This is a genomic window from Marinicella marina, assembly GCF_030065545.1.
In the GTDB taxonomy this organism is placed as follows: domain Bacteria; phylum Pseudomonadota; class Gammaproteobacteria; order Xanthomonadales; family Marinicellaceae; genus Marinicella; species Marinicella marina.
The window spans coordinates 306,977-319,458 of record NZ_JASJNC010000001.1 but is presented as its reverse complement, the minus strand read 5'-3'; the positions used below and the strand labels follow the sequence as shown (position 1 = coordinate 319,458).

Annotated in this window: 14 protein-coding genes; 10 read left to right on the top strand and 4 right to left on the bottom strand. The window is 46.1% G+C overall.

Translation table 11 applies throughout. The features are described 5' to 3' along the window. Positions 1-44: 44 nt before the first annotated feature. From QNI24_RS01455 to QNI24_RS01440, 4 genes are read left to right on the top strand one after another with little or no spacing between them, the layout of a single operon-like run. Positions 45-1,370 (top strand): MATE family efflux transporter, encoded by a 1,326-nt coding sequence (locus QNI24_RS01455; RefSeq protein WP_267175639.1) that lies wholly within the window; start codon positions 45-47, stop codon positions 1,368-1,370. A 4-nt stretch (positions 1,371-1,374) separates the two neighbouring features. Beyond that, positions 1,375-1,956, top strand: a complete 582-nt coding sequence (locus tag QNI24_RS01450) for a DNA-3-methyladenine glycosylase I (protein WP_267175638.1) — start codon at positions 1,375-1,377, stop codon at positions 1,954-1,956. After that, on the top strand, positions 1,953-2,483 hold the full coding sequence (locus QNI24_RS01445) for a hypothetical protein (protein ID WP_267175637.1): 531 nt from the start codon (positions 1,953-1,955) through the stop codon (positions 2,481-2,483). Before QNI24_RS01450 ends, QNI24_RS01445 begins: the two co-directional genes overlap by 4 nt. Further along, on the top strand, positions 2,480-3,007 hold the full coding sequence (locus QNI24_RS01440) for a GNAT family N-acetyltransferase (RefSeq protein ID WP_267175636.1): 528 nt from the start codon (positions 2,480-2,482) through the stop codon (positions 3,005-3,007). The genes QNI24_RS01445 and QNI24_RS01440 overlap by 4 nt, the downstream gene beginning before the upstream one ends. Before the next feature lie 208 nt (positions 3,008-3,215). On the opposite strand, the gene QNI24_RS01435 is transcribed toward QNI24_RS01440, so the two are convergent. From QNI24_RS01435 to hemE, 3 genes are read right to left on the bottom strand one after another with little or no spacing between them, the layout of a single operon-like run. Next, positions 3,216-3,584: a GtrA family protein gene (locus QNI24_RS01435; protein WP_267175635.1), complete on the bottom strand. Its 369-nt coding sequence runs from the start codon at positions 3,582-3,584 to the stop codon at positions 3,216-3,218. 7 nt (positions 3,585-3,591) lie between these two features. Further along, on the bottom strand, positions 3,592-3,927 hold the full coding sequence (locus QNI24_RS01430) for a Rieske (2Fe-2S) protein (RefSeq protein WP_267175634.1): 336 nt from the start codon (positions 3,925-3,927) through the stop codon (positions 3,592-3,594). A 12-nt stretch (positions 3,928-3,939) separates the two neighbouring features. Next, positions 3,940-4,986: a uroporphyrinogen decarboxylase gene (gene hemE / locus QNI24_RS01425; RefSeq protein WP_267175633.1), complete on the bottom strand. Its 1,047-nt coding sequence runs from the start codon at positions 4,984-4,986 to the stop codon at positions 3,940-3,942. Between the two features lie 160 nt (positions 4,987-5,146). Between hemE and QNI24_RS01420 the strand changes: the two genes are divergently transcribed. Continuing rightward, on the top strand, positions 5,147-6,541 hold the full coding sequence (locus QNI24_RS01420; RefSeq protein ID WP_267175632.1) for a hypothetical protein: 1,395 nt from the start codon (positions 5,147-5,149) through the stop codon (positions 6,539-6,541). 91 nt (positions 6,542-6,632) lie between these two features. On the opposite strand, the gene QNI24_RS01415 is transcribed toward QNI24_RS01420, so the two are convergent. Beyond that, positions 6,633-8,462, bottom strand: coding sequence for a DUF885 domain-containing protein (locus QNI24_RS01415; RefSeq protein ID WP_267175631.1), 1,830 nt, complete (start codon positions 8,460-8,462; stop codon positions 6,633-6,635). 325 nt (positions 8,463-8,787) lie between these two features. Between QNI24_RS01415 and QNI24_RS01410 the strand changes: the two genes are divergently transcribed. Genes QNI24_RS01410 through QNI24_RS01390 form a run of 5 tightly spaced genes read left to right on the top strand, consistent with a single transcriptional unit; the run spans position 8,788 to position 12,431 of the window. Beyond that, positions 8,788-9,216: a RidA family protein gene (locus QNI24_RS01410; protein ID WP_267175630.1), complete on the top strand. Its 429-nt coding sequence runs from the start codon at positions 8,788-8,790 to the stop codon at positions 9,214-9,216. Beyond that, positions 9,209-9,751, top strand: coding sequence for a 3-hydroxyanthranilate 3,4-dioxygenase (locus tag QNI24_RS01405; RefSeq protein WP_267175629.1), 543 nt, complete (start codon positions 9,209-9,211; stop codon positions 9,749-9,751). The genes QNI24_RS01410 and QNI24_RS01405 overlap by 8 nt, the downstream gene beginning before the upstream one ends. Beyond that, entirely contained in the window at positions 9,751-10,761 is a 1,011-nt protein-coding gene (locus QNI24_RS01400; protein WP_267175628.1) for an amidohydrolase family protein, read from the top strand. Before QNI24_RS01405 ends, QNI24_RS01400 begins: the two co-directional genes overlap by 1 nt. A gap of 6 nt (positions 10,762-10,767) precedes the next feature. Further along, positions 10,768-11,562, top strand: coding sequence for a cyclase family protein (locus QNI24_RS01395; protein ID WP_267175627.1), 795 nt, complete (start codon positions 10,768-10,770; stop codon positions 11,560-11,562). Further along, positions 11,559-12,431: a DMT family transporter gene (locus QNI24_RS01390; RefSeq protein ID WP_267175626.1), complete on the top strand. Its 873-nt coding sequence runs from the start codon at positions 11,559-11,561 to the stop codon at positions 12,429-12,431. Before QNI24_RS01395 ends, QNI24_RS01390 begins: the two co-directional genes overlap by 4 nt. Positions 12,432-12,482: the final 51 nt, after the last annotated feature.

The window sequence follows — 12,482 nt, the reverse complement described above, 5'->3', positions numbered from 1 at the left end:
ATAAAAAATAAACACAATAAAATTATTATCGCTAATATAGTGCCATGCTTGATAAAAAACGCTCGAAAGCCATTTTGGCGCTTTCTTTGCCCATCATCGGCGGCATGATGTCGCAAAATATATTGAACCTGGTAGACACGGCGATGGTCGGTCGCCTCGGTGCGCCAGCGCTGGCAGCGGTGGGATTGGGTGGTTTTTTGAATTACATGTGTGTGGCATTTTTGCTGGGGTTGAGTGCTGGGGTACAGGCCATGGTTTCCAGGCGCATGGGAGAAAGTAAAGAACAACAAGCCGCCTACCCTTTGAATGCGGCTCTTTTACTGATTCTAATTGCGGCCCTACCGATGACGGTGCTGTTGTATTTCATATCGCCTTATTTGATCTCTTGGTTCAACCCAGATCCGCTGGTCATGGAACAAGGCACGCCTTATTTACAAGCACGGTTTTTGGGTTTGATTTCACTCGCTGTACACTTCAGTTTTCGCGGTTACTGGAGTGCCATTAACATGACCAAGGTTTATCTGAAAGCCCTGCTTTTTGCCCACACCAGTAACATCATCATCAGTTATGTGCTTATTTTCGGTAAGTTGGGTATGCCGGCTTTGGGTACTTATGGTGCTGGCTTGGGTACCAGTATTTCTATCACCTTGGCGGTGTTTTATTATTTTTACTGTGGCTTCAAACACACCCGCGGTTATGGTTTCATGGAGAACCTGCCGACCAAAGCCACGGTACAACAGATGATCAAGACCTCGGTGCCTTCATCGGTACAGCAGTTCTTTTTTGCCGCAGGCTTTGCTGCTTTGTACTGGATCATTGGTCAGGTAGGCACCCAAGAATTGGCCGGTGCCAATGTCATCATTAATTTGATGTTGGTGGGTTTACTGCCTGCCATGGGTTTTGGCCTCGGCGGCGCCACCTTGGTCGGTCAGGCACTGGGCAAAAAAGACGTCGATGCAGCACACCAATGGGGTTGGGACACGGTGAAGTTGGCTTGTATGACAGCGGCGGTTTTGATGCTGCCCGTGGTGCTGTTCCCTGATTTGATATTGAAAGTGTTTTTAACCGATCAAGCGGTGATTGATATCACCCGCCTGCCCTTACAACTGGCGGCCATCTCATTGGGTGTAGAGTGTATCGGCATCGTGCTATTTAACACCATCAATGGCGCCGGCGACACCACCCGCACCATGAAAATATCGTTTGCCTTACAGTGGATTTTCTTCTTGCCACTGGCGTGGCTGGTGGGTCCGTATTTGGGTATGGGACTGACTGCAATTTGGATTGGACAAATCCTTTACCGTTTGGTCTTTACTTGGGCCATGGTGTATTTTTGGCAAGACCGCAAATGGTCAACAATCGAGGTTTAACGAGGTGGGTGAAAAACAATTAAAGCGCTGTGCTTGGGCGGAAAAAAGCACGCCGCTGGACCAAAAATACCATGATGAAGAATGGGGCGTACCGGTATCAGATGACACCGTTTGGTTTGAGTTTTTGACTCTGGAAGGCGCTCAAGCAGGCTTAAGTTGGACCACCATTTTGCACAAACGTGAGGGTTACAGGCAGGCATTTGATGGTTTTGATTACCACAAAATTGCCCAATACACCGATACCAAGCAGCAACAACTGCGACAAAACCCAGCCATTGTGCGCAATAAACTTAAAATAAAATCAACCGTCACCAACGCCCAAGCATTCCTGCAGGTGCAGCAGGAGTTTGGCAGCTTCAATGATTACATTTGGGGCTTTGTTGGCGGCAAGCCCATCATCAACCACTGGGCTGAGATGTCGGCTGTGCCAGTAAGCAGTAAAGAATCTGATGCGCTGAGTAAAGACTTGAAACAGCGCGGCTTTAAATTCGTTGGTACCACCATTTGTTATGCTTTGATGCAGGCCACCGGTCTGGTTTTTGATCACACCACTGATTGTTTTTGTTATGCGGAGAGAGAAAAATGAGAAATACCTTAATTATGATTTTGTTGGTTTTATTAATGGGTTGTCAGCAACGTGCAGAAAACACCCAACAAACATTTTTTGATAACCTGTCAAACTTATGTGGCCAAACTTTCACCGGTTTCAGCACCTATCCTGATGACCCTGATCATGATTTTGCAGGCAAGCTATTGCGAGCCAACTTTATGAATTGTGACAACCGCCAAATTCGCATCAAGTTTGATGTCGGTAATGATTTATCCAGAACCTGGTACATCACCCGAGATAACCGAGGCTTGTTATTGAAACACGACCACCGCCACAGTGACGGCAGTCCGGATGAAATTACCAATTATGGTGGCTGGGCCAATGACCAAGGAACGCCCTGGAGCCAGTATTTTATGGCTGATGATGAGACCGCGGCGCTGATTCCTGCCGCAACAACCAATGTATGGATGTTGCGCTATGACCCGGCCTCTGAAGTGTTGACCTACGACCTTAAACGCCACAACAAGCCCCGTTACCAAGCACAACTCAAGCCGATACCATGAGCGTCTTGATTCACAGTGAGCGGTTGCAGTTGACGGAAATAAAAGCAGATCAAAGGCAATTTGTTTATGACTTATTCAACGATCCGGACTGTATCCGTTTTATAGGTGACAGGGGCATCAGGTCTTTGGCAGATGCGCAAGATTATTTAGAACAAAAACTGATTCACTCTTATCAACAATATGGCTATGGCTTATTCCAAGTCAGTTTAAAAGACCGCGATGAAGCGTTAGGCATTTGTGGTCTGGTCAAACGTGACGCGGACAACCCACCAGATATAGGCTTTGCCTTTTTGCCAGAGTACCGGGCCCAAGGCTATTGTTCAGAGGCCGGGGAAGCCGTATTGAACTGGGCTAAAAAACACGCCATCAGTGACACAATCTTGGCCTACACCAATCCGGATAATGTCGCTTCAATTCGAGTGTTGGAAAAGCTGGGTTTAAAAAAACAAACCATCACCACCCTGCCAGGGCAGGATTTTGAAAGTTTGATTTTGGTGATTGATTTATCGCAACACGGCAAGTAACTGCGCCACAATCCAGTCGCACGGGTATTGCTTTGTCATAAGTAATCATCATTGCCGCACTTTTTTGCCACAACTCACTATTAAGCTGTTATTTTTTAACTGGAATAACACATGAAACAATTCTGTTTTTTGAACGAAGATGACCTGGAAAACCTGCCGGCTGACTCTAAACTAATCCCCTTGGATGTGGCGTATTTTGATGTGTTGCTTAACGAAACGCCCAAAATTTCGACAATAGAAAAGTCACCGCCGGCACAACCACCATCAATACCGGCAAGGCCTGGGTTGCGTAATCAAACTGATATTGATTGACCAGTTTGAGCACGCCGAGTTGTTGTAGTAACAAACCAACCACCGAAGTGGCCGCAAACCTGGGTAAACTGCTGCTGTGATTGCTGGGGTCTTTGAATGAGTAATGATAATGACCCAGGTATGCGGTGACAAAACCAGCAAAAACCCCCACTGCATTTGACCAAAAAGGGCTTAGCAGAAGCAGTTTGTGCATAATCAGCGCCACAATGATGTGCACCAGTGCCGCCACGACGCCGACCATGCCATAACGCATTACTTGCCCCATAAGCGGTTTAAATGAGTTCAACAAATACGCCTTTTTCATCAAAGCTGACGTCTAACTTGGTCAGTGATTGGCCGATACATGGTCCATTGGTACAGAGGCCACTTTGACTGTCAAAAGTGGCGCCATGGGCTGGGCAAATCAATTCTTTTTCGGGCGTTTCTAGAAAGGCATTTTCTGCATAATCCATCCGCCGGCCTTGGTGCGGACATTCATTGATGAAGGCAACCCATTCGGTGTGTCCGCGTTTAATCATAACGGAAGTGATGCCATTATTGGTTTGCAAGCTATGCTCTGACCACTGATCAATGGGAACATCTATCAATTGTGCAATTTTATGTTTCATCGCAAGTTCATTTTACTTGGTGGAATGTTCTCTCACCGCATCAACCAGCACCGCCACCTTATCGGGAGACATGTCCGGCTGCATACCGTGACCTAAATTAAAGATGTGGCCGGGTTGATTGCCGTAGGCATCTATGACGCCTTTTACGGCTTGGTTGATGTGTTCATCTGGGGCATACAATGTGGCTGGATCAAGGTTGCCCTGTAACGCAACTCGTGAGCCGGTGAGTTTTTGTGCATTGTCAATGTCAATGGTCCAGTCAACACCCAGCCCATGACAGCCTGTTTTTGATAAAGCTTCTAGGCTTTGATTGGCGCCCTTACTGAATAATATTACCGGGGTGTCACCAAAACCAGCCGCCTTTAGGCCGCTGACAATTTGTTGCATGTACTGCAGTGAGAACTGTCTGAAATCAGCAGGACTCAAAACGCCACCCCAACTGTCAAAAATTTGCACGGCAGATGCACCACTTTGAATCTGGCCAATGAGGTACTTAACAATCGATTGGGCCAGTTTATCTAACAGCATATGGGCCAATTCAGGTGTTTTGTAAAGCAAGGCTTTTGACTTGGCGTAAGTTTTACTGCCGCCATTTTCAATCATATAAGTCAGCAACGTCCATGGGCTGCCAGAAAAACCAATCAAAGGCACTCGGCCATCAAGGGTTTTTGTGGTCAGCGCAATGGCATCCATCACGTATTGTAAATCGTCAGCTTCTGGAACAGGCAGTTGTTCGATTTGTTTGGCATCAGTGATGGGGTTTTTGAATTTCGGTCCTTCACCTTGAACGAAATACAAGTCCAAACCCATGGCATCAGGGATGGTCAATATGTCTGAGAATATAATGGCCGCATCTAACGGAAAACGCTCCAGAGGTTGAATGGTTACCTCACAGGCCATTTCTGGTGTGCTGGCGAGGGTCATAAAATCTCCTGCTTTGGCACGTACCGCACGGTACTCTGGCAGGTACCGGCCCGCTTGGCGCATCAACCAGACAGGGGTTCGTTCAGTGGCTTCACGACGCAAGGCCCTGAGGTATAAATCGTTTTTAAGTTGCATTGAATATAAGGTTAAAAAAAGCTTATTTTATCAGCTCACAGGGCGAGAAACAGCAGGATAAGGACTATTTAGCTTCAGTTCTGTTAAAATGCCGCGCTTTGGGTTGAACCTCTTTCTTGATGAGGGGTCTTATTGAAACTTTTTTACAGTGATAACAAATATGAAATATCTGATTTTGAGCATAGGCATGGTTTTCAGTCTGGGGTTGTCTGCACAAGCTTTAGATCCCGAGGTGGCCTTTGCAGAAAATGTCAAAAAAATGAACAACATCCAACAACTGGTCAAGATGGCGGCAGAGGCTGAACAGCAAGCATTATTTGCCCGTCAAGAAGTGGTCTTGAAACGTTTGGTAGAACTGCGTCCATACAGCCCAGAGCTCAAGTTGGCGCTGGTAAAAGCCTATGCCCAACAAGACAAAAAAACTGAGGCTTACAATGACTTGGTGAAGCTACAAAATGCTGGTTTGAGTTATCCTGTGGGTGATCAGCCTGCTTTTGAAAACATCAAAGGCACCGATGTTTTCGACTACATTGAAGAGGGCATGGCCAACAACGCCAAGCCTTTTGGTATCGGAGAAAAAGCTTTTGAAGTCAGCAAAAACTACTCAGGCATGTTGTTTGAAAACTTGGTTTATGACGCCAAAGGCCAGCGTTTTTTACTGGGCAGTGTGAGGGCGGGATCCGTTTACCAATACACAGAAAACGGTGGTTTCAAAGAGTTTACCGACCCCAGCAATCCAGCATCGGGGCCGTGGGGAATCATTGATTTGGCCATCGATCAAGAAGCTGATTTACTGTGGATAGCCTCAGCCACCATGCCACACTATAATGGCACCACTCAGGCTAACTTTGGTCAAGCCATGGTTTCAAAACTTGATTTGAACACCGGCGAAGTCATCAAGAGCTTTGCTTTAAATAGCTCTGGTCAACCCATGTTGTTCAATAACTTGCACTTAAGCAAAAACCAAAATTTATATTTCATGAATGCCTTTGGTGGTGAAGTGTATAAAATCGCGAAAAACAGCGAACAGGTCGAACCATTATTTAAGTTATCTGGCATGACTGCTGTTAAGGCCATCACCAGCAACGACAAAGAGAGCATCATGTATGTTTCAGATTATGAGCAAGGCTTGTTTGTGGTTAATCTAGAGACCAACCAAGTTGTGCCGTTGCAGCAAAAACCCAGTGGTTTTTTTGCGGGAATCAATGATTTGTTTTATGACGGTGGTGACTTGGTAGCGATTCAAGGTGGTGTTCAACCTGCTCGCTTGATGCGTTATGTGCTCAAACAGGACCTGTTTTTGTTAAATATGTTTCCTATCGAAGCGGCACATCCTAGTTATGAATCTTTAGGTAACGGCACCTTGGTGGGAGATGAGGTTTATTACACCACCAATTCTCAATGGGCAAAAACCGACGGTTTGGGACGATTGTTACCACAACAAAGCTGGGATGATTTGGTGGTGATGAAGTCACCCACCAAGTACAAGATGGACGAACACATGCAACGCCAGCAACAAATGGAAGAGATTAAAAAGAAACGTGGTCTGAAATAAAGCTTTTACATTTATAACTAAAAAGCCCACGACTGATTAGAGCCGTGGGCTTTTTTTGTTGCTTCAAACCAAAGGCCAAATAAGCCCCTGTTTAAGACTGAGCTTTGCCAGCCTTAGTCGCTTCAATGTACTGATCAACCAACTGCTCCAATATGTTCAGTGGCACGGAGCCGTTATTCAACACAGCGCTGTGGAAATCACGGATGTCATATTGGTCACCGAGTTGTTGTTCGGCTTTTGCTCGCAGTTCGAGTATTTTTGTCATGCCCACTTTATAAGCAGTGGCTTGACCTGGCATCACAAAATAGCGTTCAATTTCAGACACCACATCTGATTCAGCCATGCCGGTGTTAGCCAACATATAATCAATGGCTCGTTCTCTGCTCCAACGCTTGGCGTGAATACCGGTATCAACCACCAGACGAACGGCGCGGAATAGTTCGGCTTGCAATCGACCAATGTTGTCATAGGGGTCTGGTAGCATGCCCATTTCATAGGCCACCCGCTCGGCATAAAGGGCCCAACCTTCAGTGTATGCGGTGAATGGCACCATTTTTCTGAAAAACGGCATGTCTTCCAGCTCTTGCTGAATCGCCAATTGGTAGTGGTGGCCAGGCGTGCCTTCATGATAAGCCAAGGTTTTCATGCCATATTTAGGTGTGGCTTTGATGTCATAAAGGTTGGCATAAAACACCCCTGGTCGAGAGCCATCCATTGCAGGACGTTGATAATAAGCACCTGGTGAGGTTTTTTCTTTGAATTCAGGTATCCTTTGCACGTCAACTTTCGCCTCAGGGAAGTCGTGGAAATGGCTGGACATTTCGCGTTCAATATCAACCAACATGGTTTTGTAATCATCTAAAATTTGGTCCCTGCCCTCATCGTTATCAGGGTAATAAAAGCGTGGGTTAACCGCCATGTTCTCAATACTTTGGGTGAAACCGCCACTGACATCCCAGCCCTCAGCCGCCAATATGCTTAATATTTCCGCTTGTATCCTGTCTACTTCTTCGAGGCCGTAATTATGTATGTAGTCAGGGCTGTAATCGGTGGTGGTAAAAAACTTCAAGGCCAAGGCATAAAAGGCATCACCATCGGGCAAACTCCACACCCCGTGGTTGTCGCTGACCTTCACATCCAGCTTGACGAAATAATCAATCAAGTTTTGATAAGCCGGATAGACCGTTTGTTCGATGGTAGATTTGGCCTTCACAGCGATTTCATTTTGTGTTGCTTGCGGTAACTCAGCGGTTTCCATTTTCTGGGCCAGTGCTGTGAATAAAATGTTGTCCTCAGCAGGTGTATTAACAAAACCGTTCATTTCCTCCAGCACTTTTGTTACCACAAATTGTGGCGGTAAGATGCCCAAGTTTTCGCGGTGCTTTAACCCTTCGAGCACTTGATCAAACTTGATACCCACCTTACTCAGCCGACTGACATAGTCTTCGGCATCGCCTTGGTCCTCGACTTGGTGGGTGCTTTCCATAAACGAAGGAAAACCATTTTGTACACCGAATAACTGGTTCACTGGGTAATTGTGGAAACGAAAACGTTCGCCATCAACCACAATATCCAACAAAGACAACATCACATCTTTGGACATTTTGTCAGTGGCATTCAGGTCCTCGTCTTCATAAGACAACAGTGTTTCGTGGGCTTCTAGCGCAAAGGCAAAGGCTTCATCACCTGCGGCCATGCTGGCATCATCCAGCTCGGCATTGTGGCCGTCGATTCCAAAACCTTCGAGCACCCTGACAGAGCTCAGTGTCTCTGGGCTGTTCAAAGCAAATTGCAACGCGGTTTTGCCAAAAAACAAGTTGATGTCGTAGGGTTTAAAGTACCAGACATGAACAAAAAAGGCCGAGGCAATTAACACCACAACCAGCAGCAAGCCACCTAAATATTTAAAGAGTTTTTTCATAAATCATTCCAATTATGTTGTTGTTTCAGTCATGCCAAAGGCATTCGGATTGTTACCACCTCGGCTTTCAAATTAGGCGACTTAAAAGCCGACGCCTGAGGGGTTCTAGTTTTTAGCCCAGAACACTTGGCCATACACTTCTGGAATGGCCATGATGTGCTTGACATTGATTTCATTGAACAGGCTGTCGTAAAATCATGATAAAGCTTTTATGTCGTTGGTACCGACAATGATGTAACCTATCATGATGATGCTTATCGAAAATAAATATTGTGTGGCTTAGAACACCTGTTGTCCAGCGCAAAAACACCACGGAGATAAAAATATGAAGAAAGTCATGGCCAATGAAGCCCCAGCACCTGTGGGTTTATACCCCCACGCCAGGCAAGTCGGAAACTTGTTGTTTCTCTCTGGGGTCGGTCCCAGAAAAAAAGGCAGCAAGGACATCCCAGGTGTCAGTTTGGATGAGGGTGGTAACATCACGGCTTACTGTATTGAAACCCAATGCCGCAGTGTCTTTGATAATGTGCGCTTGGTGTTAGAGGCATCGGGAGCCAGTTGGGATGATTTGGTTGATGTAACGGTTTTTTTAACCAACATGGATGAGGATTTCGCTACCTACAACAAGATCTATGCTGAATATTTCGCCAGCAATCAACCCTGTCGCACCACCATTGAAATCAACAAATTGCCTACACCCATCGCCATTGAGCTAAAATGTATAGCAGTCATTAAGGAGTCGGCCCATGAGTGAAGGCATTACACAACCCATCGTACCATTTAACTTTCAACAGTGGATTGATGATCATCGTGATCTATTGAAACCACCGGTGTGTAACAAACAAGTTTTTGAACAGGATGATTTCATAGTGATGGTGGTTGGCGGCCCCAACGGGAGAAGAGACTACCATTATGATGAAGGCCCGGAGTTTTTTTACCAACTGGAGGGCGAAATGTTATTGAAGACACAACAAAACGGTTCAGTTGTGGACTATCCCATCAAGGCTGGTGAAGTGTTTTTACTACCACCTAAAATGCCCCACTCACCGATTCGCTATGAAAACTCCATTGGCTTGGTGGTTGAGCGCAAAAGATTGATCAACGAAAAAGATGGTTTGTTGTGGTACTGTGAAAATTGTAATCACAAATTGTACGAAGAATATTTCACACTGGAAAACATAGAAAAAGACTTTTTTCCGGTATTTGAGCGGTTTTTTGCTGATGAAGAAGCGCGAACGTGTGACCAGTGTGGCACGGTGATGCCAGATCAAAACAAGCTGGATCTTTGATGTTAAAGATCGACATACATACGCATATATTACCTGAAAACTGGCCTAATTTACGCGAAAAGTATGGATATGGCGGTTTTGTGCAGTTGGAACACACGGGTTGTGGTTGTGCCAGAATGGTTCAGGATGGGCGACATTTCCGTGACATAGAGGCCAATTGTTGGGATCCCGGGGCGCGTTTAACTGAATGCGACCAACACGGTGTGCATGTGCAGGTCCTATCGACCGTACCAGTGATGTTTTGTTATTGGGCCAAAGCCAAAGACAATTACGATTTAGCGCAGTTTTTGAATGATGACATGGCACAAAAGGTGGCCCATAATCCCAAACGCTTGGTTGGGCTGGGTACCCTGCCGATGCAAGCACCAGAATTGGCGGTCAAAGAATTGGAGCGCTGTGTCAATGAATTGGGCCTGGCTGGCGTACAAATTGGTTCACATGTGAACGAGTGGAACTTAGATGCGCCTGAGCTGTTTGAGGTTTTCGCTGCAGCACAAGACTTAGGCGCGGCTATTTTTGTCCACCCTTGGGACATGATGGGAAAAAACCAGATGCAAAAGTACTGGCTGCCTTGGTTGGTTGGTATGCCTGCTGAAACATCTTTGGCCATCTGTTCGATGATTTTTGGCGGCGTGCTTGAACGGCTACCAAACTTACGCATTGCGTTTGCGCACGGTGGTGGTGGCTTTCCTGCCAGCATTGGCAGGATAGAACATGGTTTTCAAGTGCGTCCTGATTTGGTCGCTGTTGATAACCCACACAACCCAAGGAATTACTTGAATAAAATCTACCTAGACACCTTGGTGCATGATCCTGGCATGTTAGATTACATTGTCAACTTGATGGGATCTGACCGATTGGCTCTGGGAACTGACTACCCTTTTCCTTTGGGGGAATTACAGCCTGGGCGTCTGATTGAGTCGATGCCTTACGGTGACGATGTCAAACAGCGCATGTTGGCAGGTACAGCGTTGGAATGGTTGAACTTAAACCAACAACAGTTTGTGTGATTGGTTGTGCGCATTAACTTAAGCAAAACACCCCGCTCAATCGCCATTGATTTGAACTTCTCTGGTCCACAACCCAGTCATTTTGGCGCCAATGCTGCCAGTGCGGTGCCGATGCAGGTGGATGGCTTTGTTGGTGATACCAGACAAGGTGGCTCATGTAATGTCGACGTGATACAGATGAATCCGCACTGTAACGGCACCCATACCGAAACCATTTCACACATAGTGGATGAGCTGTTACCGCCACACCAAGTCTTAGAACAATCGCTGATGGTGGCTGAACTGGTTACCATTGAGCCGCAACTGGCAACAGAGCTGATCGCCAGTAATTCCTACCAGCCACCGATGGAAGCAGACGAATATTTATTGAGTGTGGAGCAGCTTACAGCCGTCAAGAAATCTTTACACAAACACACAAAAGCGCTTATTATCAGGACCTTACCTAACAACAAAAATAAGCAAAGACGTCATTATAATGGTCAAAATCAACCACCCTATTTCAGCAACGAGGCAATCGCATGGTTGGCCAACGAAACTCCGATAGAGCATCTTTTGGTTGATTTACCTTCTATTGATCGTTTACATGATAAGGGAATGTTGAGTAACCACCGGCTGTTTTGGAACTTGTCGCCAGGTTCAAAGCAGTTAAGTGAATCATGTTGGCAACACAAAACCATCACAGAGATGGTCTATGTTGCTGATGACATTCCAGACGGCAGTTACTTACTTAATTTACAAGTACCTAAGCTCAACTTGAACGCCGTGCCCAGCAACCCAACCTTACAACCCATTTCGTTTTGATTGCATCGCGAAAACTGCACAAAGGGCAATTGTTGTTGCTGACTTTATTGGCCTTGTTGGCGTTTGCCGCCAACTCGGTATTGTGTCGCATGGCGTTGGCAGATGGTTTAATAGATCCAGCTGGTTTCACCACAATAAGATTGGTTTCAGGGGCTCTGGCTCTGGTGATGCTGTGGCTTTTTTGCAGCAAAAACCCCGTGGCAGAATCAACTTACACCTTCATCCACTTTTGTGCTGCATTGGCACTGTTCACCTATGCTTTGTTGTTTTCACTGGCCTATGTACAACTTCAAGCAGGTGCTGGTGCGCTGGTGCTTTTTGGGGCGGTTCAAATCACGCTGATCTTATTGAGTATCTTGCAAGGAAAAATGCCCCATTTGATTGAGTTATTTGGCATCGTTTTGGCTTTCAGTGGATTGGTTTATCTGTTGTACCCAGAATGGGGTACGCCGACATTAATGGGTTTTGTGATGATGCTTTTTGCTGGCGTGGCCTGGGGGGTCTACACCTGGTTGGGCAAAGGGTCAAAAAACCCAGTTCATGATACCCGACAGGCGTTCATAGGATGTGTGCCGCTGGTTGCTATTATGGCATTGTGGTGGTTTATGCCAGAGGCTTGGACTGTTTGGGGTGTGGTATTGGCCGTTGTTTCTGGCGCCCTAACCTCAGCCATGGGTTATGCCATTTGGTATGTGGTTTTACCTCGCTTGACGGTGATTCAAGCAGGTGTGATTCAATTGATGGTGCCGGTAATTGCTGCTTTGGCTGGGGTTTTCATGCTCAATGAAAGTATCACCCAAAGACTGGTGCTGGCCAGTCTGTTGGTGTTGGGTGGGGTGTATTTGGTTTTGTTAAAAAAAGCCAACTAAGCATACCCTAATTAACACAGCACTCAAGGTACTTGAAAATGAACGGCAGAA

Bases quoted from the DNA above. Each gene is read 5' to 3' on its own strand.
- QNI24_RS01410 (WP_267175630.1), top strand. From the start codon at position 8,788: ATGAAGAAAGTCATGGCCAATGAAGCCCCAGCACCTGTGGGTTTATAC.
- hemE (WP_267175633.1), bottom strand. From the start codon at position 4,986: ATGCAACTTAAAAACGATTTATACCTCAGGGCCTTGCGTCGTGAAGCC.
- QNI24_RS01455 (WP_267175639.1), top strand. From the start codon at position 45: ATGCTTGATAAAAAACGCTCGAAAGCCATTTTGGCGCTTTCTTTGCCC.
- QNI24_RS01440 (WP_267175636.1), top strand. From the start codon at position 2,480: ATGAGCGTCTTGATTCACAGTGAGCGGTTGCAGTTGACGGAAATAAAA.
- QNI24_RS01400 (WP_267175628.1), top strand. From the start codon at position 9,751: ATGTTAAAGATCGACATACATACGCATATATTACCTGAAAACTGGCCT.
- QNI24_RS01435 (WP_267175635.1), bottom strand. From the start codon at position 3,584: ATGGGGCAAGTAATGCGTTATGGCATGGTCGGCGTCGTGGCGGCACTG.
- QNI24_RS01430 (WP_267175634.1), bottom strand. From the start codon at position 3,927: ATGAAACATAAAATTGCACAATTGATAGATGTTCCCATTGATCAGTGG.
- QNI24_RS01405 (WP_267175629.1), top strand. From the start codon at position 9,209: ATGAGTGAAGGCATTACACAACCCATCGTACCATTTAACTTTCAACAG.
- QNI24_RS01420 (WP_267175632.1), top strand. From the start codon at position 5,147: ATGAAATATCTGATTTTGAGCATAGGCATGGTTTTCAGTCTGGGGTTG.
- QNI24_RS01445 (WP_267175637.1), top strand. From the start codon at position 1,953: ATGAGAAATACCTTAATTATGATTTTGTTGGTTTTATTAATGGGTTGT.
- QNI24_RS01415 (WP_267175631.1), bottom strand. From the start codon at position 8,462: ATGAAAAAACTCTTTAAATATTTAGGTGGCTTGCTGCTGGTTGTGGTG.